22 protein-coding genes and 2 pseudogenes are annotated in these 24,536 nt (G+C 46.5%); 10 read left to right on the forward strand and 14 right to left on the reverse strand.

Annotated elements, in window-relative coordinates:
• Positions 1–15 precede the first annotated feature (15 nt).
• The 12 genes from traM to A3GK_RS0103080 all read right to left on the reverse strand — a co-directional run bounded on the left by traM (position 16) and on the right by A3GK_RS0103080 (position 9,514).
• Complete coding sequence (gene traM / locus A3GK_RS0103030; RefSeq protein ID WP_018028015.1) at positions 16–1,263, reverse strand: conjugative transposon protein TraM; 1,248 nt, start codon at positions 1,261–1,263, stop codon at positions 16–18.
• A complete protein-coding gene (locus tag A3GK_RS10335) occupies positions 1,253–1,540 on the reverse strand; it encodes a hypothetical protein (protein ID WP_013760812.1) in 288 nt (95 codons plus the stop codon). Before A3GK_RS10335 ends, traM begins: the two co-directional genes overlap by 11 nt.
• A 4-nt stretch (positions 1,541–1,544) precedes the next feature.
• Complete coding sequence (traK, locus tag A3GK_RS0103040) at positions 1,545–2,168, reverse strand: conjugative transposon protein TraK (protein ID WP_018028017.1); 624 nt, start codon at positions 2,166–2,168, stop codon at positions 1,545–1,547.
• Positions 2,169–2,290: 122 nt separating this feature from the next.
• Entirely contained in the window at positions 2,291–2,440 is a 150-nt protein-coding gene (locus A3GK_RS11405) for a hypothetical protein (RefSeq protein WP_155799417.1), read from the reverse strand.
• Positions 2,441–2,506: 66 nt separating this feature from the next.
• Positions 2,507–3,544, reverse strand: a complete 1,038-nt coding sequence (gene traJ / locus A3GK_RS0103045) for a conjugative transposon protein TraJ (RefSeq protein ID WP_018028018.1) — start codon at positions 3,542–3,544, stop codon at positions 2,507–2,509.
• Between the two features lie 32 nt (positions 3,545–3,576).
• Positions 3,577–4,206 carry a DUF4141 domain-containing protein gene (locus tag A3GK_RS0103050; protein ID WP_004330928.1) on the reverse strand — a complete coding sequence of 210 codons (630 nt, stop codon included), beginning with the start codon at positions 4,204–4,206 and terminating at the stop codon, positions 3,577–3,579.
• Positions 4,207–4,232: 26 nt separating this feature from the next.
• On the reverse strand, positions 4,233–6,749 hold the full coding sequence (locus A3GK_RS0103055; RefSeq protein WP_026161678.1) for a TraG family conjugative transposon ATPase: 2,517 nt from the start codon (positions 6,747–6,749) through the stop codon (positions 4,233–4,235).
• Positions 6,749–7,075: a DUF4133 domain-containing protein gene (locus A3GK_RS0103060; RefSeq protein ID WP_018028020.1), complete on the reverse strand. Its 327-nt coding sequence runs from the start codon at positions 7,073–7,075 to the stop codon at positions 6,749–6,751. Before A3GK_RS0103060 ends, A3GK_RS0103055 begins: the two co-directional genes overlap by 1 nt.
• Positions 7,075–7,380: a DUF4134 domain-containing protein gene (locus tag A3GK_RS0103065; RefSeq protein WP_004330933.1), complete on the reverse strand. Its 306-nt coding sequence runs from the start codon at positions 7,378–7,380 to the stop codon at positions 7,075–7,077. The genes A3GK_RS0103060 and A3GK_RS0103065 overlap by 1 nt, the downstream gene beginning before the upstream one ends.
• Positions 7,381–7,446: 66 nt before the next feature.
• Positions 7,447–8,202 (reverse strand): hypothetical protein, encoded by a 756-nt coding sequence (locus A3GK_RS0103070; protein WP_018028021.1) that lies wholly within the window; start codon positions 8,200–8,202, stop codon positions 7,447–7,449.
• Positions 8,199–8,726, reverse strand: a complete 528-nt coding sequence (locus A3GK_RS0103075; RefSeq protein WP_018028022.1) for a DUF3408 domain-containing protein — start codon at positions 8,724–8,726, stop codon at positions 8,199–8,201. Before A3GK_RS0103075 ends, A3GK_RS0103070 begins: the two co-directional genes overlap by 4 nt.
• The gene (locus A3GK_RS0103080; RefSeq protein ID WP_018028023.1) at positions 8,723–9,514 is read right to left on the reverse strand and encodes a ParA family protein; all 792 of its coding nucleotides are present in this window, start codon (positions 9,512–9,514) and stop codon (positions 8,723–8,725) included. The genes A3GK_RS0103075 and A3GK_RS0103080 overlap by 4 nt, the downstream gene beginning before the upstream one ends.
• Before the next feature lie 628 nt (positions 9,515–10,142).
• On the opposite strand from A3GK_RS0103080, the gene A3GK_RS0103085 reads away from it, so the two are divergent.
• The 10 genes and pseudogenes from A3GK_RS0103085 to A3GK_RS0103135 all read left to right on the forward strand — a co-directional run.
• Complete coding sequence (locus tag A3GK_RS0103085; RefSeq protein WP_018028024.1) at positions 10,143–10,520, forward strand: plasmid mobilization protein; 378 nt, start codon at positions 10,143–10,145, stop codon at positions 10,518–10,520.
• Entirely contained in the window at positions 10,520–11,803 is a 1,284-nt protein-coding gene (mobB, locus tag A3GK_RS0103090; RefSeq protein WP_018028025.1) for a conjugal transfer protein MobB, read from the forward strand. Before A3GK_RS0103085 ends, mobB begins: the two co-directional genes overlap by 1 nt.
• 313 nt (positions 11,804–12,116) lie before the next feature.
• Positions 12,117–14,120 (forward strand): conjugal transfer protein MobC, encoded by a 2,004-nt coding sequence (gene mobC / locus A3GK_RS0103095; RefSeq protein ID WP_018028026.1) that lies wholly within the window; start codon positions 12,117–12,119, stop codon positions 14,118–14,120.
• Between the two features lie 213 nt (positions 14,121–14,333).
• Complete coding sequence (locus tag A3GK_RS0103100; RefSeq protein ID WP_026161679.1) at positions 14,334–14,966, forward strand: TetR/AcrR family transcriptional regulator; 633 nt, start codon at positions 14,334–14,336, stop codon at positions 14,964–14,966.
• A 369-nt stretch (positions 14,967–15,335) separates the two neighbouring features.
• The gene (locus A3GK_RS0103110) at positions 15,336–17,726 is read left to right on the forward strand and encodes an efflux RND transporter permease subunit (protein WP_018028029.1); all 2,391 of its coding nucleotides are present in this window, start codon (positions 15,336–15,338) and stop codon (positions 17,724–17,726) included.
• On the forward strand, positions 17,726–19,510 hold the full coding sequence (locus A3GK_RS0103115; RefSeq protein WP_018028030.1) for an ABC transporter ATP-binding protein: 1,785 nt from the start codon (positions 17,726–17,728) through the stop codon (positions 19,508–19,510). Before A3GK_RS0103110 ends, A3GK_RS0103115 begins: the two co-directional genes overlap by 1 nt.
• Positions 19,503–21,227 carry an ABC transporter ATP-binding protein gene (locus A3GK_RS0103120; RefSeq protein ID WP_018028031.1) on the forward strand — a complete coding sequence of 575 codons (1,725 nt, stop codon included), beginning with the start codon at positions 19,503–19,505 and terminating at the stop codon, positions 21,225–21,227. Before A3GK_RS0103115 ends, A3GK_RS0103120 begins: the two co-directional genes overlap by 8 nt.
• Before the next feature lie 21 nt (positions 21,228–21,248).
• Entirely contained in the window at positions 21,249–22,034 is a 786-nt protein-coding gene (locus A3GK_RS0103125; protein ID WP_004331144.1) for an outer membrane lipoprotein-sorting protein, read from the forward strand.
• Positions 22,034–23,293 carry a DUF1302 family protein gene (locus A3GK_RS0103130; RefSeq protein WP_018028032.1) on the forward strand — a complete coding sequence of 420 codons (1,260 nt, stop codon included), beginning with the start codon at positions 22,034–22,036 and terminating at the stop codon, positions 23,291–23,293. The genes A3GK_RS0103125 and A3GK_RS0103130 overlap by 1 nt, the downstream gene beginning before the upstream one ends.
• A gap of 57 nt (positions 23,294–23,350) precedes the next feature.
• Positions 23,351–23,644, forward strand: a pseudogene (locus A3GK_RS0103135) (conjugal transfer protein TraG); the annotation flags it as partial.
• A 15-nt stretch (positions 23,645–23,659) separates the two neighbouring features.
• On the opposite strand, the gene A3GK_RS0103140 reads toward A3GK_RS0103135, so the two are convergent.
• Together A3GK_RS0103140 and A3GK_RS11505 are read right to left on the reverse strand one after the other, a co-directional pair.
• A complete protein-coding gene (locus tag A3GK_RS0103140; protein ID WP_244860717.1) occupies positions 23,660–24,202 on the reverse strand; it encodes a DUF4948 family protein in 543 nt (180 codons plus the stop codon).
• Positions 24,203–24,291: 89 nt separating this feature from the next.
• Positions 24,292–24,536: pseudogene (locus A3GK_RS11505) on the reverse strand (hypothetical protein); the annotation flags it as partial.

Below are 24,536 nucleotides of genomic sequence, written 5' to 3' on the forward strand. Positions count from 1 at the left end.
TAGAGTTCTAAAAGCTTACTTCGTCTGTACAAGGAATAGTCTATATCCTCCTTTGAGCGTCACCTTAATCGTGCGGAGCTTCTTCTGTAGTAGTTGTCCAGCTCCCTGCATTACTCCTCTAGTCACCTCTGAGATGATTTGGTCTTTAGCCGAAGAGGAAAAGGTGAAAGAGGTCCCCATCGATCCCCCAACATTTGCCCCCATCTCCTTGAGTGCTGACACCTCTTCAGAGCCAGGAATATAGACTCCCATCTGTCCGTCTGTATCATAGGCAGATAGTTTGACCGGCAGAATGCGACCATTCACCTCTATGCTCTTAATCAGTAGCTGCATTCGGTTGCCATCTATCTTTGCTTGTGCCATTAAGATACTATGCTTCGGAATTGATATTTGCTGCACACGAGCGGTCTCCAGCAGGCGAAGAGCAACGTAGTCTCCCTCTTTGAGGGTCGTTGTTTTGTCCACCACTACGCAAAGGGTATTGCGCTCGCTAGAGCGTGCGGAGCTATTAGAGAGCGAGTGAAAGCTCATATTCCGCTCCTTGGCTCCGTACATCTCCATAAACTCCTCGTCACTCATTGGCTGGTCCAGTGCTGAGACCAACGGCTTGTGGTCAGCTATTATCTCCATTGGAGCCTCGTCCTTGGCAGCTCCACCGCTAGGCGGAGAGACCATCTGAGACTGCTCACCCATAGGCATAGCTCCATGGGCAGAAGAGGCACCAGCTGCGGGCAAGTACTTAGCCGCCATTTGGTAGCTCTTCTCCATAAGAGCTAGTTGCTTAGCTTCCTCGTCATCGTCTTGTTGGCTAAGCTCGTGCAGTTCACGTCTGAGGTCATCAATCTCCTGTTGCATAGCTTCTCGCTCCTCCTCATAAGGGTCAGAGCCGTAGAAGTCTGCTAGCAAACGGTTGTTCTCCTCGTAGCGTTGCATCGAAGACTCAATCTTATTTCCAACGACCGCCTCCTGCGGCTCGCTCTCAGACGAGTTACCCTCCTGCTGAAAGTACTCCGCCAGTCTCCCCACTTCCTCACGTGCTTGCTCCTCTTGAGTTGTATGGTCAACTAGTTCATAGGCTTTGAGTTTATTCTCCGTAAGCTTTTCGGTCGTAGCTTGTGGTATGTTGTCATTCAACCCCTCACCAGCGTCCGTTTGTTTCTTTGTGGCGGGTGCAAATATAAACCACATAGCAAGGGCAAAGATAATCCCCAGCCCTGCGAAGACTAACACCTTCTTCAATTGTTCTTTCTGTTTATGCTCCATAGTTACTAATCGCTAAATGTTCCATTCTCTTGATGTAGGTTGTATCCCTCTGTATCGGGCTGTCCACCAGCTCTCCCATAGGGATAGGTGGCATCTCCTCACGGTGCGGGAGGAAGAACTGTGCCACCATCCAGATTGAGCAGACTAGGTAGACGAAACTCAGTCCGTAGACAATAATCTGTCGCTGTCTGTTCGTTAGCATATTACATCGCTCTCTTAGCCGTACCTGCCCTCTCAAATAGCTTCTTCTGAGGGTAGGTCTACTTCTCCGTTTCATAGTCTTATCGCTTGTAAGTTTGGATGTCACGATTCTCTCGTACGAGGAAGTGCTCCATCAGAAACCCTTGTGGATTGTTGTCCGAGCGAACCGAGTTTTGTAGCGAGCAACTAGTCACCAAGCTCCGCTCCGTGACATTGCTCTGTCGGATAATAAACTGCCGAGCGAAGGTGGTTACTTCGTAGGGGTATGAGGCAAAGTCACACCGTATGGAGTCAATCTCTATACGTTGGTTGACATTGCCCGAGATAGCTCGATTGTAGTACCCCTTCTCCGCTAGGTCCTTGTAGTAGTTAAAAGCGGACTTGTCGCATAGTTGGAAAGCACGCTCCATATTCTTCTCGATAGCATCCTTGTCGGGTGCAATCGTGAAGAAAAGCTCGTGAAAGCGTCTTACATGCTCTCGAGCCTCCACCGGACGGTTCATCGAAGCGTCTTGGCTCAGAGCCAGCATCAGAGACTTCCCTTGGTCTAGTACGTACACCTTCTCACGCTGCTTCTTAGCAAAGCTGTACGAAGCATAGACCGCATAGCTACTGACCGCTATGCAGACTATCGCAAAGATGATAGCGTAGAGCCTAATCTGCTTGAAAGAGGTCTCTATGTTTGTGAGTGATTTGAATTCCATATTCCATTATTCTAATTGTCTTATATCTAAAAACTTCTGAGGGGTAGTCTAGTGCCATACGGGTGAAACTCTAGTGCCAACCCCACTTGGCACTGCAGTTTCATACGGAGGAAACTGCAGTTTCATAGGTAAGAAACTCTAGTTTCATAGGCAGGAAACTCCAGTGCCATGGGTAGGAAACTGTAGTGCCACACGGCAGGCACTACGCTTACCTCCCCAGCTACTACATTGACACACATAGGAGGAGCTAATCCTACCCACCTGACCGTCATACGACCGTCACGTGGTCATCGCATCCTCATCAAGCGTGTCATAGCCACCCTTCGGCTGAAGGGACGCTATTTGCCCTTGATAAGTGCCCCTTTGATACGTCCGCCTACGTTGCCAGCTATAGATCCGGTGGCACCAGCGACCGCCTTACCTCCCGTATAGGCACCCTGGGCACCTCGTTGCGCCGTCTGATTGACATTGCGTCCGTATGCCCCGATACCACCACCAGCCTCTATAATCCAGCCCGCGACCGTAGGAACACAGAAGTACCCTACGATACCAATCAGGAAGAAGACAATGTAGTACCAGCTTCCCGAGTCAGGCAGATAGTTAGGGTCACTCAATGCTGCAATATCCTTCTGCACCATCAACACCTGTATCTTTGTGAGGAGAGCCGAGAGGACAGAGCTCACGGGTAGCCACAGATAGACCGATATGTAGCGGGAGAACCAAGCCGTAAGCGACCCCGACAAGCCATCCCAAACGGCAATACCAAAGACGATTGGTCCCAGTATGCTCAGCACGATAAGAAAGAAGGTCCGGAGCGTATCAATAATCAGAGCAGCTGCATGGTATAGCAACTCTATGAGGTCATGGAGTTGCTTCATCAGCCATTGCTTCGTTTTGTAAGCAGCACGCTCGGCATACATTCCAGCGATGGTCACCGCATCGCTCGGCCCGATGATCCCCATCTCCTCTATCTTTTGGTCAAAAGCTTCATTGGAAACCAAGTAAGCCGTCTCGGGGTTACGGAGATAGGCAGCCTCTTGTAGTTTGTCTCGCTTAGCAACCAACTTGTCTAGTTGTACCGTCTGCTTATTGACCATTCGCTCTGTACCTTGTACCACAGGAGAGAGAATCGTATTCATTGTACCCAGCACAATCGTTGGGAAGAACATAATACAGAAGCCCAGCACAAAAGGTCGCAGTAAGGGAAAAAGGTCAATCGGCTCGGCACGAGACAACGAAGACCACACCCTTACGGCTACATAGAAGAGCGCTCCTAATCCCGCAAACCCTTTGGCAATGCCCGTCATCTCTCCACAGAGAGGCATCATCTCCTGATAGGTGGAGCGGAGTAATTCATGTAGTGATGCAAAGTCCATAGATCCTAACGGCTATCTTTACGTAGATGGTCTTACCAATATCGGCTCTCTGGATTTCCATAAAGCGCTTTGACCGATGCCAGATCATTCTTCTCGTGAGCACGTACATAACTCACGGAGATATTCTTTCGGGTGTAGTAAGAAACAATCGATCGATACTCACGTAGTGTCGTATAGATGCGGTCTATCATCTGCATACGCTCGCTATCATTCATCGAGAACACCTTGCTCTTAGCTACAGACTTGAGCTCTTTAAGACTCTCGCCACTCAGTTCCAAAAGCTTGGCATAGCCAGCAGCCATAGCAGCTAGCTCTGTGGGGCGGAAGTTCGGGTCCGCTAGCATCTTCTTGTAGGAGGTTACATAGATCTCTGATATGTCTCCCACCATTAGGATGCACTCCTTCACCTTGTAAGCATCGCCTATAAGGTTGTTCACCTGCTTGAGTGCATCGTAGTACTTCTTGGTGTCGTTGTACAGTTTCTCCACCTCCTTAAAACCACTTAGCGTGTTTTTGACCGTCTTCGAGGCGGTGGCAATCTCCTTAATGGAGTTGGCTATGTTGCCAGCAAAGTTCCCAGGGTCGGTAACCACCCACTGAGCGTGAGCTTGAGGGATAAATAGGCTCATTGCAAAGAGAGCCATCAGCAGATACTTTTTCATTGTCACTAGGTATTTGATTGTTACTATTATTGCTTATCTCTTTTCTCTATGGCGAGTTGTCGGATGGCCGACTCAATGTCTCCTCCCAGCTGCTCCGCACGTTGCATTACTTCCAGCTTCTCTCGCTCCTCTGTCGTATAGGTGAGATACTCCTCCATACTCACCTCTGTAGCATAGACGGCACTCTGCATACCTCCCAAACCGACCCACACCTCTTTGTAGAGTCGGTGAGGATCATTGTTCTGGTTGATTGAGAGGATTTGGCTCTTCTCCTTTTCGGAGAGACCCAGCATCGACTGGATGCCATCAAACTTGGTCATGTACTTACGCTGGTCTAGGAGGATCTTGCAGTCAGAGTTATTGATGATACTCTCCTTCACTACGGGTGAAGAGATGATATCGTCTACCTCCTGCGTCACCACAATAGCCTCTCCGAAATACTTTCTGACCGTCTTGTAGAGATACTTAATGTAGTCCGCCATATTCTCCGAAGCAATCGCCTTCCAGGCCTCCTCGATGAGGATCATCTTGCGGATACCCTTCAGTCGGCGCATCTTATTGATAAAGGCTTCCATGATGATAATGGTCACCACGGGGAAGAGGTCTTTATTGTCCTTCACTTGGTCAATCTCGAAGACGATAAACCGTTTAGAGAGCAGGTCTATGTTCTTATCCGAGTTCAGTAGGAAGTCGTAACGCCCACCTTTGTAGTACTGCTTGAGCGTAGTCAGAAGGTTATTGATATTGAAGTCTGAGAGCGTCACCTTGATATCTCGTTGCTCCATATCCTTACGATAGACATCTCTAAGGTATTCGTAGAAGCTATTGAAGTTCGGGACAATACTGGCATCTGAGCAGATGAGTTCGATATAGGCATTGACAGCAGAGCCCAGCTCTCCAGCTTCAGTCTTGGTGACCCGCTCATCAGCATTCTTCCAAAGCGTCATCAGTAGGGTGCAGATACTCTCCCGCTTCTCTACATCAAAGAACTTGTCATCCGTATAAAAAGGATTGAAGGAGATAGGATGGTCATGGGTGTAGGTGAAGTAGACTCCATCCTCTCCCTTTGTCTTACGATGGATTAGTTCGCACAACCCTTGATACGAATTACCCGTATCAACCAAGAGAACATGTGCCCCCTGCTCGTAATATTGTCGTACCATATGGTTCGTAAAGAAGCTCTTGCCACTGCCCGAGGGACCGAGGATGAACTTGTTGCGGTTGGTAATGATTCCTTGCTTCATCGGCAGATCAGATATGTCGAGATGTATCGGCTTACCAGATAATCTGTCTGCCATCTTAATCCCAAAGGGAGAGAGCGAGTCCTTGTAGTTGGTCTCTGCCGTGAAGAAGCAGAGAGCAGGCTCAATGAAGGTGTAGAAAGACTCTTCTGCGGGAAAGTCACCTGCATTACCCGGAATAGCCGCCCAATAGAGGGTCGCTGTATCGATGGTGTTGTGTCTAGGACGGCACTCCATCAAGGCCAGGGCAGAGCCCACATCATTCTTGACTTGTCGTAGCTCCTCCTCATCGTCACTCCATGCCAAGACATTAAAGTGAGCTCTGATGGAGGTGAGTCCCTGAGAGTGTGCTGTGTTGAGATACTCCTGTATCCACTCTTCGTTGATTTGATTACTACGGCTGTAGCGCGCTAGAGAGTGCATATTCCTAGCCTGCTTCTCAAAACGCTGCAAGTTAGCCTCGCTATCTTCAATGAAGAGGTATTGATTGTAGATATGGTTGCAGGGGAGCATCAGCCCCACTGGAGAAGCAAAAGAGAGGCGGCAGTCCGAGCGGTCTGTTGATAATCGCTCATAGCGACCATCGGTACTGACCGTAGTGGGTAGATCATCCGTATCCGAGAGCGTATGCAGGCAGAGCATATTGTCTCCCACACGTACAAGGTCTGCCCCTAAACGTATATCCTCCAATGTGCCGTGTCTGCTATCTGATAGAGAGAAGTAGCGATCTAATAGAGCAGCTTGCTCCCTAGAGCCAACCAGCTCAGCCTCGCTCATTCGAGCCAGCTTTATCAATTCGGAGTCATTGATGATGCGTTCGAACTGATCCACCGACTCCATAAACTTCACCATCTCCTCTTCGTTGGTAATCTCTTTAGGGAGTAGATGACCTCTACAAAGCGTTGAGAAGCTACTCTGCTGTGCCATACGCTGTCTATTGCTCTTCGTGATAAAGAGGTAGACGGTATGGTTTAGATAGGGTCGCTCATTGAAGTGTCTCTCAGAGGCTCGAGCGAGAAAGCTCAAAGGCTTTTCTTGACCACGCTTGCAAGTCGTATGGTAGCACTCCTTGATGAACCAATCTTGCTTGTGAACGATCGTGAAGTTGGGTAGCACCTTGATGGCTTTATGCCAAGTAGAGTGCATCGTCTCATACTCTGCGGATGTGACAGTAAAAAGCTCGGGTAGCTCCACTCGAAAAGCAACCGTCACATCAGCATCCTTACTGACAATGCACCCATGCTCTACACTCAGCAAGGGGAACTTTGACTCTAAGGTGGTTATCTTGCTTCTGTTTCTCATCATCTAGCGCTATTGAGTTGGTGAAAAAGCTGATAGACCGAACGGCGGTTCAAGAGATACCTCGGGTGTCTTCTTATAGCTCCTCGCTTCATCAATCCATATTGACCATACTTGCGATTCATGGCGAACGTTTGCCACACCACAACGGTGGCACCCACTACGCCTATGCCCAAGCAGATGATCTGACTGATGCCACAGAGATAGAGAACCACTACAAGGATGAAGATACCCAGTAACCCTCCTGCAAATAGGAAGAGGTAGTGAGCCTTCAAACCCTTGAACTCCACCGTCCGACCGACTCCTTTATTTACTTCCCAACTAGCCATTAGAGGAAGAAGCTACGCAGGATGGTAGCAGCTACGATGAGGAAGATACAAGCTCCGAACCAGCTTGCAGCTGTCTTGCTCGTATCGGGGTCTCCTGAGCTAAACTTATTGTACACCTTGACACCGCCTATCAAGCCCACCACTGCCCCAATGGCATAGATGAGCTTGGTGGCTGGGTCAAAATAGGAAGTGACCATCTTGGTCGCTTCGTTGATGCCCGCCATTCCATTGCCTTGGGCAAAGGCTGTCGCACCTGTCATCATCAGGGTCAGGGCAAGCATCGCTAGGCGTTCCTTGCTAATCATTCGTCTGTTCATTGTCTGTCGTTATATCAAGTTGTTAAAGAATAATCTTGCTGTTCTATTGTTGGGTTACAAGTAGTAAGAGAGCGGTTTTTCTTCTTCACCCGCTTCAGACTCTACTTGGGAAGGTGCGGGTTCCTCTTCTAGCTCTTCAGCTTTCCGCAGGGCTGCAAAGAGATTGCGGTGAGCTTCCTCCACTTGTAGCGTATACTCCTTGAGCCGATCCATAAGCTCCGTTCCTCGCAAGGTGCGGAGCGTCTGGCACACCTCCTCTTCATTTTCATTAGTCAGTGAATCCTCTTGCTTACTCCATTGGCTAATACGAGATAAATCTCTTGCTAGGATGGCGGTCGGGGAGAGTTCGGGCAGTGCCTCGCTGGCAATCTGTAACTCCTCCCGCAGGATGCTCTCCTCATCTGGATCCTCCATCGTGTAGGCAACTTGTATCTCGTTTTCTGCCTCAGGGATAGTTTCGCTTTCCGCTTCTAAAGGCTCTGTAGCGTCATCTCTTTGCGTTGACTTATCACTATCTAACTCTGCAAATGTAGCGGGATTATCGTCCGCTTTTTCAGACGAGGAACTCTTAGGAACCGTAGGGAAAGATGAGGAAATAAAAGGCTTGCTCTTGCCGACCAGTTCGTCTCTCGCAAGCTCCTTACGCTCTTGATTGGAGTCTGCTTTTTCCGTCTTCTCTTTCTTGGCTGTAGCCTTTCTTTTAGGGTCTTGCTTAGAGCTGTTCAAGAGTCTTCGCCAATATGCGATGCCAAAGATCACCCACACAATCCCTAATAAGAGCAATAAGCATCTCAATGTCTCTTCAATCATAGGTCAATAGTCTTATTCCGTCTCCGCTGAGAGGCGGTTTGGTTTAATAGCTCCTGGTGCGTTTTCAAGTGATCCAGTATGATGTTCTCAATATAGCTTGTGATGGAGGTCTCTACACGGAGGTCACTCACCACATTTCGAAGTAGCTGTAGCACTTCGGTATGAATGCTGAAGCCAGACTTGTTGCGTCCATCTCGTACAGATGTCAGGAAACGCTCTTCGTACGCTGCAAACTCTAGTGTTGATGAGCAACTCCTAGGATTAGGCTTCTTTTTGGAGCTGTGACGCTGGGATGCTTGAGAAGAGGTGGTCGAAGTAGAGGCTGTTGTCTCCTCGGTCTCTGAGACGGCATTACACTCCTCTTCAAGCGTTGGATTCTCTTCAAGCGTTGGTTCTTCATCCAAATCTATCGGCTCATCAAAGTCTGGGATATTATCTGCGGTACGCTTGGTGACCCCTATATTTGCCATCTCTCTCATCTTTGCTTGGAGCAGTCGCTCTCGCTGTTCTTTAAGTGAGCTCATACGCTTGTACCTTTTTGTAGACCTAGCTTCTGCATCACCTCTTCGACCCATTCATCCACACCTGTCTGAGGGCGTAGCGTGGTAGCTGGAGGTAGGTAAGAGCAACGAAAGACTCCCTTGACACCCCCTTGAGCTAGCTCACGACTGAAGCGAACAGAATGGTAGATACGAGTGTCTAGGATCTTCAAGCCCTGCTCTTGGGCATGCTGACTGAACAGTTCGATCACCATAGTGCTGGCACTGCGATTTACTTTGTTCCAAAGCAAAAAGAGATCTTGGATTTGAGACTCTGCAAAGCCTACACCTAGCTCTTGGATTGTCTTGGCATAAGCAAAGCTTGATGCCAGCGATTGCGGGTCAGCCTCTATGGGGGAGATGATATAGTCCATCATAATGGATAGCTCCATCATAGCACTGGTAGCTACATGACCTGGGAAGTCGAATATGACGAGTTGGGGAGCTGTCGGTGCTTTACTCAAGTATTGCTCTGTATTGCTTATCGCCTGCTCTAGATTACTTCGGATAATCTGGTAAGACTTCTTCCCATATTGGGCAAGTCGCTCGTGAAGTGCCTTCCCTATGTCTGGAGAGGTTCCAATAAGATCTCTGTCACGCTCTCTGAGCTTGAAAAATGACTCCTGCGTGCCATCGCAGTCCACTACGACAAGAGGGATATCCTTCTCGTAGTATAAAATAGATGCTAGCACTTCGGCTAGCGTACTCTTACCGACTCCTCCCTTTTGTGAAGCGAAGCCTAAGTAGAGCGGGCGGCTGTTTGGTCTGTCCATATCGTTCTTTGATTACTACTTATGTTATAAGCCTATGGGGCGATTGTTTCACTCTAGATCTGACTCAAGAGTTAGGTCTTGACTCAACTCAAAATTGACTTAGCTCAAGAGTTAGGTTTTGACTTAGCTCAAAATTGACTTAGCTCAAGAGTTAGGTTTTGACTCAACTCAAAATTGACTTAGCTCAAGAGTTAGGTTTTGACTTAACTCAAAATTGACTTAGTTCAAGAGTTAGGTTTTGACTTAACTCAAAATTGACTTAGCTCAAGAGTTAGGTTTTGACTTAACTCAAGATTGACTTAACTCAAGACTGAGTTTGGTTGCAAAATAACTAGCTCTTAACCTAAGTCTCAACCTCTAGTGAAGCATGAGGAAAAGGAGTGAAATCATAGGAATGTCGTTTATAGTGAATTAGTTACAAGGTCGCTGTAACTTTGCAAGCAGATAGAAGTCGTGGAGCTTTTCTCCCCGAAGTAGACACCCCCGAGGGGTGGATACTTCATCGTATCACTTCTTGATATTGGCAAGGTGTGTCTTTGTCCGACAAACTCCGTTTCTGCCGACAAAGACCCTTGCCCCGAAGGGGAGAGAATTACTCCAAAGTCGTAATTAGATAAGGATAAAAACAATGAATGGAAAGATAGAACGATGGGACAGATGGGATACGCGTCTTCCCAACCCGAAAGACCAGCAACGGGCGATTGACTTGTTCCATAAGTCAGGGGCGGCAACAAAGTCCGACTTCGTGCGGGCAAGGATATTGGGGGAGCATTTCAAGGTGATAACGGTAGATAAGTCTGCCGTGGAGTACTATCGTAAGCTCTCCGAGTTGACTGCCCAGATACATAAGATAGGCGTGCTGTATAACCAAGCTGTACGAGCCATCAACAGCTATCATAGCGTGAAGACAGCTCAGATACTGCTTGAGAAACTGGAGCAACTATCAGTTCAGATAATTGCTTTGCAGGAGCAGGCTATCTCTCTGACCATTGATTACCGCAAGTAATGATTGCCAAGATTTCAGCAACGGAGAACCTCGGAGGTGCGCTCGGCTACAACTTCAAGAAGGTGAATAAGAAGGAAGCGACACTCCTGCTGGCACATGGCTTGTACCAAAACAGAGCGGGCGAATATACGATGTCGGAGGTGCTTGCAGATATGCAGGCATTGATACCCGAAAAGTGTCGAACAAAGAAAACGGTCTTCCATTGCTCGCTCAATCCCCATCCAGACGAGAAGTTGTCCGATGAAACGCTCTCGCAGATAGCTAAGGAGTATATGGAGGCTCTGGGTTATGGCAAGCAACCCTATATTGTGTTCAAGCACAATGATATCGCCCGTGAGCATATACACATCGTATCGCTAAGAGTAGATGGTTATGGTAGAAAGATCAATGACAAGTTCGAGGGCAGACGAAGCAAGAAAATTACGGATGCGCTGGAGAAGAAGTACCATCTAATTCCCAGCACAGAGGTTACAGACAATCCACTACAAGAGCTCTCAAAGGTGGATGTGGCAAAAGGAAATATCAAAGAGCAGGTAGCATCTATAGCTCGTTCTGTTCTGAAGCATTATCGCTTCTGTTCGTTGGGAGAACTCAATGCCATTCTTTCTCACTATAATCTTGCTGTAGAAGAGGTCAAGACAGAGTTTCGAGGGAAGAAGTACGATGGACTGGTCTATGTACCGACTGATGATAAAGGCGATAAGGTAAGTACACCCATCCATGCCTCGGAGATCGGTCGTGGTGTGGGCTATGCAGCCGTACAGAATAGGATGCAACAGTCCAAGCAAGCTATCAAGCCACTGATACCAGCCGTAAGGGAGAAAGTCTTACAAGTAATGCGTACTTCGCCCCAGACAGAGGAAGCACTGCGACATCGATTGGAAGAACAAGGCTTGCGAACGGTTATCCGAAAGAATGAGAGCGGGCGTATCTATGGTATTACGTTCATAGACGATGCGAATGGCATTGCACTCAATGGCTCCAGACTAGGCAAGGGGTACTCGGCCAATACATTTAATGCCTACCTCACCAACCCGACCTACAATCCGTTTATGGATGAAACATTGTATGGCACTTATTCCTCTCAATTGAAAGAAGAAATCCCAACTATTCAACCGTTACAGTCAGATGCGGACGAGGGAGACAACCTTGTCGATGAGCTGGTAGATGACATTGTCGGTGACCTTCCACTCGGTAGTAGCAACGATGATTGGAAAGAGGCGGCTTGGCAACGGAAACTTCGCAGACAGAGCAAGGTTCATCTCAGACGAAGGAAGAGGTAAGTCAAGGCAGGGTATGATAAGGAGGAGGGCATCGCACTCTTCACGGAGGAAATCGAAAATAGAGACGGAGGAAAGAAGAAATCTCCACGGAAGGACAAAGTAATAGTTCGGAAGAATGAAATCAAACTTCGGAAGAATGAAATGAAACTTCCGAGGAAATAGATCGCCCCTCCGTGGAAAATAGAAAATGGTCACGTAGGTATCTAGCATTTTCTCCGTGACGATACAGTTCGGTGAAAAGGGGAAGCAGCGAAGCCTACGCATTTGACTTTGACGAAATAGTGATTAGACAACGATTAAACAACAGATAACTATGGCACAAGAAGATGATTTGAGAGCATTGGGCAAGATTATGGACTTTATGAGAGGGATCTCTGTACTGTTCCTCCTCATTAACTGTTACTGGTTTTGCTATGAAGCATTCCACACCTGGGGCTTGACGCTCTCGGTACTCAATAAGATTCTGATGAACTTTCAACGTACAGCAGGACTCTTCTCCTCGATTCTCTGGACGAAGCTCTTTTGTGTGCTGTTCCTTGCTCTTTCTTGCTTAGGGACTCGTGGTGTAAAGGAAGAGAAGATTACTTGGGCGAAGATTTGGACGGTCTTAGCCATTGGGTTTGTACTTTTCTTCCTCAATTGGTGGCTACTGGCACTTCCGATTGGAGTCGTTGGTGCAGCGTCGCTCTACATATTCACACTCTCTGCAGGGTATATCTGCCTGCTGATGGCTGGCGTATGGATGAGTCGCCTGCTGAAAAACAACCTTATGGACGATGTGTTCAATACAGAGAATGAGAGTTTTATGCAGGAGACGAGACTGATGGAGAACGAGTACTCGGTCAATCTGCCGACACGCTTTTACTACAAGAAGAAATGGAACAATGGCTGGATCAATGTGGTCAATCCGTTTCGAGCTTCAATGGTCTTGGGTACGCCTGGCTCGGGCAAGTCTTTCGCTATCGTGAATAACTACATCAAGCAGCAGATTGAGAAAGGCTTTGCGATGTACATCTACGACTACAAGTTCCCCGACTTATCGGAGATTGCCTATAACCATTTACGTACCCATTTGGATGCTTATAAGGTACAACCACAGTTCTTTGTGATAAACTTTGATGACCCTCGTAAGTCGCACCGCTGTAATCCCATCAATCCAGCCTTTATGACGGATATATCAGATGCTTACGAGAGTGCCTACACCATCATGCTCAATCTGAACCGCTCGTGGATTCAGAAGCAGGGTGATTTCTTCGTAGAGTCGCCAATTATCTTGCTTGCGGCTATCATTTGGTTTTTGAAGATATACGAGGAGGGGAAGTATTGCACCTTTCCACATGCCATAGAATTCTTGAATAGACCGTATGCCCAGATATTCCCGATACTCACCTCTTACGATGAGCTGGCGAACTACCTTTCGCCTTTTATGGACGCTTGGGAGGGTGGAGCACAAGACCAATTACAGGGGCAGATAGCTAGTGCCAAGATACCGCTTTCACGAATGATTTCTCCCGCCTTATACTGGGTGATGACGGGCGATGACTTTTCGCTCGACATCAATAACCCCAATGAGCCGAAAGTGCTTGTGGTAGGGAACAACCCCGACCGACAGAACATATATTCGGCTGCGCTCGGTCTCTACAATAGTCGCATTGTGAAGCTTATCAATAAGAAGCATCAACTTAAAAGCTCGGTGATTATAGATGAGCTACCAACCATCTACTTTCGTGGTCTAGATAACCTGATCGCCACAGCTCGTAGTAACAAGGTTGCTGTGTGTCTAGGCTTTCAGGACTTCTCTCAGCTGACCCGTGATTATGGGGATAAGGAGAGTAAGGTGATACAGAATACGGTGGGCAATGTTTTTAGCGGACAAGTCGTGGGAGAAACGGCTAAGACGCTTTCCGAGCGTTTCGGCAAAGTGCTTCAGCAACGGCAGTCCATGACCATCAATCGTAACGACAAGTCCACATCTATATCTACGCAGATGGATAGCTTGATTCCTGCGAGTAAGATTAGTAATCTTACACAAGGTATGTTCGTTGGGGCTGTCTCAGACAATTTCGATGAACGCATCGATCAGAAAATCTTTCACGCTGAGATCGTTGTGGATGTTGCCAAGGTCTCTGCTGAAACGAAAGCTTACCAGCCTATCCCCATCATAGAGGACTTTACAAACGAAAATGGCTCCAACAGTCTGCGTGAGACTATTGAAGGCAATTATCGCCAAGTCAAGCAAGAGGTGCTATCCCTCGTAGACTCTGAGACTGCTCGTATCAAAGCTGACCCCTCACTCTCACACCTCATCAAAGAGTGATTCGTAAAGATAGATGCCAATGCCTTCAAGGTTGCTATTGGAGAGATTACGAGAGGAATGAACTAGTTGGAAGTATTAATAATCATTCATCTCGCAGTTCTATCGTGTCATAAATAACAAGAAAGCTGATCGGAAAATCCCTATTTTTAGGTATTGTGTGTCCTGGAAAACTTTGCGAACTTTGCTCGCAGAAGATAGGATAAAGTTGTTATTATGCAGACGACAAAGGAACATACTCGCAGACTATTGCAAGATACAGCTCGAGATGCGTTTCTAAGGAAAGGCTTCAGAGCGGTGTCTATGCGTGAGATTTCCAAGCTGTCTGGTGTTGGGCTAAGCAACATATACAATTATTATCCCTGCAAGGATGATTTGCTGGCAATCGTCTTGCGTCCACTTTTGGAGGCGATGACTAATATGCTGGAAAACCATAATAGTGATGAAAAACTTTCACTTGAGATCTTTACCTCAGAAGAGTATCACCGTCAATATATGCAAGAGGTAATGGGTGTGATTACTCGTTATCGCAAGGAGCTTAGGTTGCTATTTCTCGATACTCGAGATACACGATTTGAAGACTATTGGGAGCGATGGATTGATAAAAGCACGATAACCGGAATCGACTATCTAGAAAGGATGAAAGAATTATATCCAGATCTACATACTAGTGTTTCCCCTTTTTTCATACACTTCATCAGCTCTTGGTGGATCAGTATGATGAGAGAGATTGTATTGCACGAGGAGCTCTCCTCCGAGGATATCGAATGCTTTATCGGTGAATATATCCACTTCAGTATCGGTGGGTGGAAGCGACTTATGAAGGTAGATCATCAGAGCGGATTATGAGCATTACATATAGTACTAGCAATGAAAGAAATATGATTTTGGAGAGGGCGTTGATGGGCTTTCTCTCTTTGATGCTGATAAGTGTGGGCAAAGCCGTGGCAATGTCTATTGCACTAAAGCTTGGTACGAGTGGTCAATGACAATAAAGAATGAAATGAATGATACAGACTATCCAAATACAAAGTAGCGGGGGGATTTATTCTAGAGTCCTGCAGTATAAGAGATTTCATTTTAGGAAATCATCCTATCGAGCGAGTCGCCTACAGAGGCGGCTCGCTTTGTTTTTGAACAAAACGTCTTCCCGTTCTCTTTTGGACTATTGCCACTTAGGAGTAAAGACACTTCAAGATCAATATAACATGAAACGATATGAAAATAGAAAGAATTAACAATTGGTTTGCCTTACGTGGCAAAAGAATGATGCGTAATCGCTGGGTAGTGCTGGGAGGGTTTATCCTGATCCTTGCCATTGGCGTATCGGGACTTAGGTACTTCAAGGTAAGTGCCTCATGGGAAGACTACTTCCTCGAAAACGATCCGATGCTTGTCAAGACCGAAGAATTCAAGGAGATATTCGGGAATGACAACTTCGCAGCCGTGCTGACTAGGTGTGACAATTCGTTTACGAAAGACAATCTGGAGCTGATTCGTGAACTAACGAACGAGATGGTGGACAGCCTTTCGTACGCCGACAAAATCACCTCTCTTACTGACATCGAGTTTATGATGGGAGGCGAAGATGGTATCGCCATTGAGCAGATAGTCCCCGATACGATCCCTACGGATCCCAAGCAATTGGAAGAGATTCGTCGCAAGGCTTATATGAAACCTCACGTAGCAGAGCGATTAATTTCCAAAGATGGGACGCTCTCGTGGATTATACTTAAGCTACGTACTTTTCCCGAAGACTCTGTTTGGAATAAGGGGAAGAATCCTGTTTCTCCCGAGGTCCTTACGGGCAATGAACTAGATCATATTATTACCAAGGACAAGTACAAGGCACTTCATCCCAAAGGAACTGGGCTACCCTATGTGACAGCGATGAAAATGAAATGGATTGGGACGGAAATGCCACGTGTAATGGGTATCGCAGTCCTCGTCTCCATTCTTATTCTCCTACTGGTGACACGTTCATTTAGAGGGGTCGTCGTCCCTCTTCTCACCGCTATCAGCTCCATCATCGTGGTGTATGGGGTGCTGGGGTATGTTGGTATGACCATAGACAGCGGTATGGTAATGATCCCTATGTTGCTGGTCTTTGCCGTTTCCATTGCATACAATATTCACGTATACACCTATTTCAAGCGTAGGTTCCTCATTCATGGAATAAGGAAACAAGCCGTAGAGGAAACGGTAGGGGAAATGGGGTGGCCAGTGCTTTTCAGTGCACTCACCACTTTCGCTTCCTTGCTTTCATTCCTCGCCATTCCTATGCAGCCGATGCGTTTTATCGGAATAGCCTCCTCTTCGTGTGTGATGCTGTCATTTCTTTTCTCCATCACCTTGATGCCCATTCTCCTCAGTTTTGGCAAGGACGGAAAACCTCACCCCAAGGTGCTGGAGACTGGTGGAAGGTGGATGGATCAGAAGCTAGAAAGCTTAGGTAAGAGTGTACTCAGGCATGGCACTTTGATACTATGGCTCACTGGGATTATCTCTGTGGTTCTTATCTACCAATTCACCAAAATAGAGACAGCTTTTGATGTAGAGCGAACGATGGGACGAAAGATTGATTACGTTAACAACCTATTGGAGGTGGGAGAAAGCGAACTTGGGTCTGTTTATACCTACGATGTAATGATTGACTTCCCAGAAGATGGATTGGCAAAGTCTCCAGCAATGCTACTACGATTGGACTCCCTTGCACAGCATGCTGGTGGGTATAAGTTGACCAAACGAACGACCTCGGTATTGAATATACTCAAAGACCTAAATCAAACGCTCCATGACGGTAATCCTTCTTATTATACCATCCCCCATAACCCTGATGAGGTTGCACAGCTGTTGCTCCTTTACGAAAATGCGGGAGGTAGTGAAGCTGAGTATTGGATAGATTACGACTACCGCCGTCTTCGTCTGATGGTGGAGATGAATTCATACGATTCTGGGGAAACGGAGCGAGAGTTGAACGATATAATTGCTTACGCACAGAGGCTCTTCCCCAATGCAGCGGTCACTACCGTTGGAAGTATCCCACAGTTTACCGTAATGATGCAGTATATCGCACGCGGGCAAATGGTTTCGTTCGCCATTTCTCTCCTTATTATAGGTATACTGATGATGATCGTTTTCGGCAGTGTACGCATAGGGCTTGTCGGTTTAATCCCCAATATCACCCCGGCACTGGTCGTTGGCGGACTAATGGGGTGGCTGGGCTATCCATTGGATATGATGACGGCCACTATTATGCCGATGATCCTCGGCTTGGCTGTGGACGATACCATACACTTCATCAATCATAGTCATCTTGAGTTTGACCGTAAGGGCAATTATAGGAATGCGATCCTTCGTTCATTCCACACTATTGGCACTCCAATCGTCTTAACAAGCGTAGTAATCTGTGCCAATTTCGCTGTATACACCACATCAGAGGGGCTCTCCTTTGTACATATGGGCATACTATCTGTGCTAGGAATCTTGTCGGCACTGCTTGCTGACCTCTTTGTGACGCCTATACTCATCCAGAAGTTCCGTCTGTTTGGCAAGGAGACGAACACTATTGAAAGACCAAAAGAACAAACAAACATAATTGAATCATAATGAGTAATACAAACAAACAGAAGAAGCCGTCGGTATTGAAGCGATCACTCCACTACGCAGGTAAGAAAAGGTATATGCTTCCGCTGGCGATGGTTTTCTCGGCCCTCTCGGGTATTTTGGTGCTGATGCCTATGGTCTATATCCATAAGATTGTCAGCGGGATTATCTTGAGTGGTAGTGTTGATGGGGAAGCCATACGATACTACGCCATTCTGGCAGCGAGTTTTGCTGCAGCAGGAATGCTACTCTATTTCTGTGCATTAATGGTATCCCACCTCTTCGCTTTTGAGGTAGAGTCCAACATCATCAAACTCAGCGTGAAGAAGATGATGGCGAAACCTTTGGGCTTCTTTGCCAATCGCGAAAGTGGCAGTCTCCGCAAGACGATTGTCGATGGGGCTGGAGAGACCCACACGATGCTGGCACATCAGTTGCCCGACCTCGCTATGACGATTGTTTCGCCCATCGTGCTATTGGTCTTCTTCTTCCTTTTCGACTGGCGGCTTGGTCTAGTGAGCCTTGTTCCGATGGTCATAACCGTGCTATTGATGGCGACTATGGCGACCCCAAAGAGCAAGAAATTGCGGGAAGAGTATTACGAGGGACTTGCCAATCTTTCTGCCGAATCGGTAGAATATGTGCGTGGCATCCCAGTCGTAAAGACCTTTGCCCAGAGCGTGGAGAGCTTCGATCGTTTCTACTCACTCATCGTAAAGCTGAAAGATTTCGTGGTGCGGTGGAGCATGGGGTTCAAGAATAAGATGTCGCTGTACGAAGCCATTTCAAGCTCTACGGCATTCTTCTTGGTGCCTGTTGCCATTATGATGATCACCTCGGGAGGTGATATGCGAGAGGTGCTGGGTAATTCCGTTATCTATCTATTAATAGGACCTGTGTTCGGTGTCTTTATGATGCGAAGTGCCGCCATGCAAAACTTCATCTACTTCGCAGAGTTGGCGTTGGATAAGATTGACACAGCTTTGGATTATGAAGACCTCACTTACGGCGAAGCAACAGCTGTTGGAGAGGGCTTGGAGTTCAGAAACGTCTCCTTTTCATACGGAAAAGACAAAGTGCTGGACAATGTATCGTTTAAGGTGAACAAAGGTGAGACTGTTGCACTGGTGGGAGCTTCAGGAGGAGGTAAGACCACCGTGGCACGTTTGGCAGCTCGCTTCTACGATGCCGATGAGGGCGACATCTTCATTGGAGGTACCAGTATCAAGGAGTATAAGAAAGAGGCCTTGAGCCAAAAAGTAGCTTTTGTATTCCAAATGTCTAAGCTCTTTAAGATGAGCCTAAGGGAGAACTTATTGCTAGGTAACCCCAACGCCAGCGATGAGGAGATAGAGCAAGCTCTCGTCAGAGCTGGAGCCAAAGAGATTGTCGATAATCTAGAAAAGGGCTTGGATACCGTATACGGCACTAAGGGCACCTATTTTTCAGGTGGCGAGATCCAACGCCTTTCTATCGCAAGGGCTTTCCTGAAGAATGCCGACTTTGTGATACTTGACGAGGCAACCGCTTTTGCAGATCCTGAGAACGAGCATATCATTCAAACCTCGTTCAAGGAACTATCAAAGGACAAAACCACACTGATGATCGCACATAGGCTCTCCACGGTGATCAATGCCGATAGAATCCTAGTAATGGAGAATGGCAAAATCGTGGAAAGTGGTACGCATAACGAATTATTAACCCTAGGCGGTGTCTACAAAAAGCTGTGGAGCGAGTATCAAAAAGCCGCCAATTGGAGAATAGGAGGAGACTATGAAAATGAATAAGTTCTTTAAGCAAAAATACGCCATGTCGGAGCAGGGTGCGAAGAACCTGCAGAAGTCTATCTTCTCGCATACCATCCTAAATCTGACCAAGATGTTTCCGCCCATTATCGGATTTGTCTTTTTATTCCAGTATTTGGGCAGTTTGGAGGGTATCCCTGCACCAGTAGAGCTGACCCTAGTAGACTATATCGTCATCATCTTAGTGATGCTGTTGGTGATGTTTTTTGTGGCAAGGTGGGATTACGTACGCCTTTACGACAATGTCTATAATGAAAGTGCCAACTCACGTATCGATATAGCCAACCGTCTGAAGAAACTGCCTCTCTCATATTTCGGCAAGCGTGATGTATCCGACCTCTCGGCGACGATGATGAGCGACCTGAATCTCTATGAGCAAATATTCTCACACTCCGTGCCGCATATCTATGCCACATCCATTTCCACGGTGATTATATCTGTAATGATACTCGCTTATAATTGGCAGCTCGGATTGGCGGCATTGTGGGTCATCCCCGTCTCGCTACTACTCTTTTCACTTTCCAAGAAGAAACAACGGAATGATGTGAATGCCTATGTGAAGACCAGTCGTGACGTGCTTGACGGCTTACAAGAGCAGATTGACCAGATACAGGAGATTAAGTCCTATAATCTAGAAGAGCGGACACTGAACGAGTTCTACCACAAGATGGATGGTAATACTAGGAATAAGGTAAAGATGGAACTCTCCGCTGGTATTGCCACCGCACTGGCTGGTATGCTGATGAAGCTCGGAATCGTCTCGGTGGCGATTGTCGGTGCCAACATGCTAATTGCCGGACAAATCAATATTCTGGTCTATATCGCCTACCTCATCCTCACGGCAAGCATCTACGTGCCTATAGAGGGCATTCTGTCCTTTATGGCTATGATCGTGACACTCGATGGTGTGGTGGCACGTATCAAGGAGATCAAGACTATGCCTATTCAGGAGGGCAAACAAGAGATGAACCCTAGGGATTATAGTATAGATTTCAAAGATGTAGTATTCGGTTACGAGGATTATACCGTCATCAACGGCGTGAGCTTCACTGCGAAACAAGGCGAGGTGACAGCATTGATTGGGGCTTCTGGAAGTGGCAAGACCACGCTGACCAAGTTGGCCGCTCGCTTTTGGGACATACAGCAGGGCAAAATCCTACTTGGTGGCGAGGACATTAGTCAAATAGACCCCGAAACACTGCTGAAGAACTACGCCATTGTCTTTCAGGATGTAGTGCTATTCAATGCCAGTATCAAAGACAACATTCGTATCGGCAAGAAAGGAGCAACGGACGAGGAAGTGACTCGTGTCGCCAAAATTGCCCGCTGTGATGAGTTTATCGATCGTATGCCTGATGGTATTGATACCGTCATCGGGGAAAACGGCGAGCGACTTTCTGGTGGAGAACGCCAGCGGATCTCCATTGCCAGAGCCCTCCTAAAAGATGCACCCATCATCTTGATGGATGAAGCCACGGCCTCGCTAGATGTGGAAAATGAAAGCCTAATACAAGAGGCTTTGTCGGAGCTGATCAAGGAGAAGACAGTCATTGTTATCGCTCACCGCATGCGTACCATTCGTGGAGCCGATAAGATCGTGTTGCTCCATCAAGGTAAGATTGAAGCAATGGGTACGGATGCAGAGTTGCGGGTGCAATCGGCTACTTACAGGAAGATGCTTGAAAAGTCAATGGGATAAATCAACAACAAAATATCAATCATGATGAAAAGAATTATTTTAGCAAGTTTGGTGGTATTGGCTTTTGCCGCCACTGCAATGGCTCAGACGGGCAGAGAGATTGCCCAAAAAGTAAAAGACCGTCCCGATGGCGATACCCGTCAATCGGAATTGGTCATGAAACTGATCAATAAGCGTGGGGCGGTACGCGAGCGGAAGCTTATCTCTTACTCCATAGACGTGGGAGCGGGGAAAAAAGACCGTAAGAGTATCATGTTCTTCCTATATCCCGGAGATGTAAAAGGGACAGGCTTTCTCACTTGGGATTACGACAATCCTAATAAAGACGATGACAGATGGCTCTACTTGCCCGCGATGAAGAAAACCCGCCGCATCAGTGGCTCTTCTGCCAAGCAGGATTACTTTATGGGCAGTGACTTCACCTATGATGATATGGGCAGTCGCAATGTAGACGAAGACTCCCACCAGTTGCTGGGCGAAGAGACTATTGGCGGACACAAGTGCTGGAAGCTGGAATACACGCCTAAAGACAAACGTGAGATCTACTCTAGAAAGGTGGCGTGGATTCGTCAAGACTGCCTTATCGCCGTTAAGGTGGAGTACTACGACAAGATGGGGAAGCTACACCGTCGCCTTGAATTGTCGGACATTGTGAAGGTTTCTGGTTTTTGGATTGCAAAAAAACTGCATATGACCAATGTTCAGACTAACCATCAGACGATTCTTGAGTTTAAGGATCCCAAGTTCAATACCCCTATGAACGAGGCTCAATTCAGTGTAAGCACTTTGGAAAAAGGCCGATTCTAATGACAGATACAACTAATCATTCAGCAAAATTCTTGTTGCTGTTTATTCTCTTCTTGCCCCTGCATATCGCATGGGGCCAAGAAGAGGAAGCTTCATCGTGGCAAGTCAAAGGATTTGTGGATACCTATCATGCCGTTCGCTCCGAAAAACCGAACAACTTTATGTCTTCGCGCACGAGAATAAGAGGAGAGATAGGTAAAAGTTTTGAAGGCTGTTCGCTCTTTGTCTCATTCAACGCAACTTACAATGCATTATTAAAAGAGCGTACAGGTGTTGAACTGCGGGAAGCGTATCTTGACCATAGAGATGACCATTGGGGCTTTCGCCTTGGGCGACAATTGGTCATTTGGGGAGCGGCAGACGGTGTGCGTATTACCGACTTGGTCTCTCCTATGGATATGACAGAGTTCTTGGCACAAGACTATGATGACATTCGGATGCCAGTCAATGCCCTACGCTTTTTCGTCTTTAACGACAAAATGAAACTGGAACTGCTTGCCGTGCCAACCTTTGAAGGGTATAAACTACCTACCGACGCAATAAATCCATGGTGCATTTTGCCCAAAGATAGCCCACTGCCTATTGCCTGGGAAGAAAACGGGAGCCACCCCAGTCTTCATTTTGCCAATATTGAGTATGGCGGAAAGCTCTCTTTTACCTTGCCTGGAGTGGACTTTTCGCTCTCCGCATTGCATACGTGGAACAAGATGCCCGTGTTTACGTATCGCCCTACAGATACCCACATTGTCGTTTCTCCGCAATACTACCGAATGGGATTTTTCGGAGGAGACATATCCAAACCTCTAGGGCAACTGGTATTACGAGGAGAAGCAGCCTTCAATGTGGGGAAGCATTTCAGCTATAGACCTGATGCGTCTGATCAGGAACAAAAAGGATTCAACACGGTGAATTATCTCGTGGGTATCGATTGGTATGCCCCCAAAGATTGGGTGGTGATGGCACAGTTTTCTTCTGAAAGCATCCTAAAGTACGAAGACCGGATTGCACAGCCTCGTCACAATTCACTCCTTACGCTCAATGTGTCGAAAAAGCTGTTGGATAACACCCTACAACTCTCCAACTTCACCTATTTCGACCTCAATCATAAAGGTTGGTTTAGTCGGTTTACTGCCGCCTACTCTCTGAATGACTTCATTCAGCTCTCTCTCGGGTATGATTGGTTTGGAGGCGATGAAGGCGTGTTCAGCGCGTATAAAAACAACTCAGAAGTATGGGCGAAGGCAAAATATAGCTTTTAATCGAATGTGATGAGCAAAGCAAACGATACCAGCTGAATAGCACAACAATAGAAACGCAACCCCACTCAGGGTATGTTCGTTGGGGCTGCAGACAAATTCGATGAACGCATTGATCAGAAAATCTTCCACGCTGAGATCGTTGTGGATGTTGCCAAGGTCTCTGCTGAAACGAAAGCTTACCAGCCTATCCCCATCATAGCGGACATCAGAAACGGAAATGGCTCCGATAATCTTAAAGAGACCATTGAAGCCAATTACAAGCGTGTAAAACGGGAGGTTATGTCATTGATAGAATTAGAAATAGAGCGCATCAAAACAAATCCATCTTTACGTTACCTCATAAAAGAATAGCATACATCTCAAGAATCAATTCTCTCGACTGAGATGTATATACCAACCATTTTTTATAGGACGATATAACTCTATATTTGCAGAATATCTTTGAGCAACTTGCTCCAAATCTTCTTCCGTAATTCTTTCTACGATATACATTTCAGTGCTGGGATCTAAGGCAACCTCTTTATCGTAGTTCTTTATATGATCCTCAAGATTTGGAGTATAGACATACTCCTTGTACCCTCCGCTGATAGAAACACCCCATGTATGAAAGAGTAAGCATACTTCTGATATCCCATCATACTGTATACTAATAATATCCAGTCTCTTGATTAAAGAGTCCAATTCCTTTTTATCTTTAGATGAAATAACATAGGCTGTACTATCTGTTTCGTCATAAGGGGGATAATGAAATCCATCGTACTTAACAGAAATATTTCTCAATCTCTCAAATTCAGACTCGTAGAGATTGAAATGCTCTAACATTTGATGATCTGACGACACATTATTTCTTGTACACCCCAAAAGCAAAAAAATGAATGTGATTAAAAAGAATATTGATGATTTAGGCATTTCTTAATATTTACAGATTTGTCATCTTGATAAGATTTATAGATTTCTTCTATCTCCCCCTGCTCATTGCATATCTGCTTTGACATACCTCAATATGATACCTCATAATTTTGAAGATTCCATTTTTTATCTGTGAGAATATATTTTGCTGAAAGTTTAGTATCTTCTTCGACCGTCCATACTAAATCTTGAACTTTTTGCCCTTCCTCATTTTCAGAGAATACTTTTTGTTTAGGATTTCCAAACAACTCCATTGCCCGCTCATAAGATACGGTTTCTATAATCGATAGTTTTAATTTGCCATCTTCAGCAGGTAACCAAAGATTTTCAATTA

This window comes from Porphyromonas somerae DSM 23386 (assembly GCF_000372405.1).
Classification (GTDB): domain Bacteria; phylum Bacteroidota; class Bacteroidia; order Bacteroidales; family Porphyromonadaceae; genus Porphyromonas_A; species Porphyromonas_A somerae.

Bases quoted from the DNA above. Each gene is read 5' to 3' on its own strand.
- A3GK_RS0103060 (WP_018028020.1), bottom strand. From the start codon at position 7,075: ATGGCTAGTTGGGAAGTAAATAAAGGAGTCGGTCGGACGGTGGAGTTC.
- A3GK_RS0103130 (WP_018028032.1), top strand. From the start codon at position 22,034: ATGACAGATACAACTAATCATTCAGCAAAATTCTTGTTGCTGTTTATT.
- A3GK_RS0103080 (WP_018028023.1), bottom strand. From the start codon at position 9,514: ATGGACAGACCAAACAGCCGCCCGCTCTACTTAGGCTTCGCTTCACAA.
- traM (WP_018028015.1), bottom strand. From the start codon at position 1,263: ATGGAGCATAAACAGAAAGAACAATTGAAGAAGGTGTTAGTCTTCGCA.
- A3GK_RS0103115 (WP_018028030.1), top strand. From the start codon at position 17,726: ATGAGTAATACAAACAAACAGAAGAAGCCGTCGGTATTGAAGCGATCA.
- A3GK_RS0103050 (WP_004330928.1), bottom strand. From the start codon at position 4,206: ATGAAAAAGTATCTGCTGATGGCTCTCTTTGCAATGAGCCTATTTATC.
- traK (WP_018028017.1), bottom strand. From the start codon at position 2,168: ATGGAATTCAAATCACTCACAAACATAGAGACCTCTTTCAAGCAGATT.
- A3GK_RS0103125 (WP_004331144.1), top strand. From the start codon at position 21,249: ATGATGAAAAGAATTATTTTAGCAAGTTTGGTGGTATTGGCTTTTGCC.
- A3GK_RS10335 (WP_013760812.1), bottom strand. From the start codon at position 1,540: ATGAAACGGAGAAGTAGACCTACCCTCAGAAGAAGCTATTTGAGAGGG.
- mobB (WP_018028025.1), top strand. From the start codon at position 10,520: ATGATTGCCAAGATTTCAGCAACGGAGAACCTCGGAGGTGCGCTCGGC.
- A3GK_RS0103085 (WP_018028024.1), top strand. From the start codon at position 10,143: ATGAATGGAAAGATAGAACGATGGGACAGATGGGATACGCGTCTTCCC.
- A3GK_RS0103100 (WP_026161679.1), top strand. From the start codon at position 14,334: ATGCAGACGACAAAGGAACATACTCGCAGACTATTGCAAGATACAGCT.
- mobC (WP_018028026.1), top strand. From the start codon at position 12,117: ATGGCACAAGAAGATGATTTGAGAGCATTGGGCAAGATTATGGACTTT.
- A3GK_RS11405 (WP_155799417.1), bottom strand. From the start codon at position 2,440: ATGACGGTCAGGTGGGTAGGATTAGCTCCTCCTATGTGTGTCAATGTA.
- A3GK_RS0103120 (WP_018028031.1), top strand. From the start codon at position 19,503: ATGAATAAGTTCTTTAAGCAAAAATACGCCATGTCGGAGCAGGGTGCG.
- A3GK_RS0103055 (WP_026161678.1), bottom strand. From the start codon at position 6,749: ATGAGAAACAGAAGCAAGATAACCACCTTAGAGTCAAAGTTCCCCTTG.
- A3GK_RS0103065 (WP_004330933.1), bottom strand. From the start codon at position 7,380: ATGATTAGCAAGGAACGCCTAGCGATGCTTGCCCTGACCCTGATGATG.
- A3GK_RS0103140 (WP_244860717.1), bottom strand. From the start codon at position 24,202: ATGCCTAAATCATCAATATTCTTTTTAATCACATTCATTTTTTTGCTT.
- A3GK_RS0103110 (WP_018028029.1), top strand. From the start codon at position 15,336: ATGAAAATAGAAAGAATTAACAATTGGTTTGCCTTACGTGGCAAAAGA.
- A3GK_RS0103075 (WP_018028022.1), bottom strand. From the start codon at position 8,726: ATGAGCTCACTTAAAGAACAGCGAGAGCGACTGCTCCAAGCAAAGATG.
- A3GK_RS0103070 (WP_018028021.1), bottom strand. From the start codon at position 8,202: ATGATTGAAGAGACATTGAGATGCTTATTGCTCTTATTAGGGATTGTG.
- traJ (WP_018028018.1), bottom strand. From the start codon at position 3,544: ATGGACTTTGCATCACTACATGAATTACTCCGCTCCACCTATCAGGAG.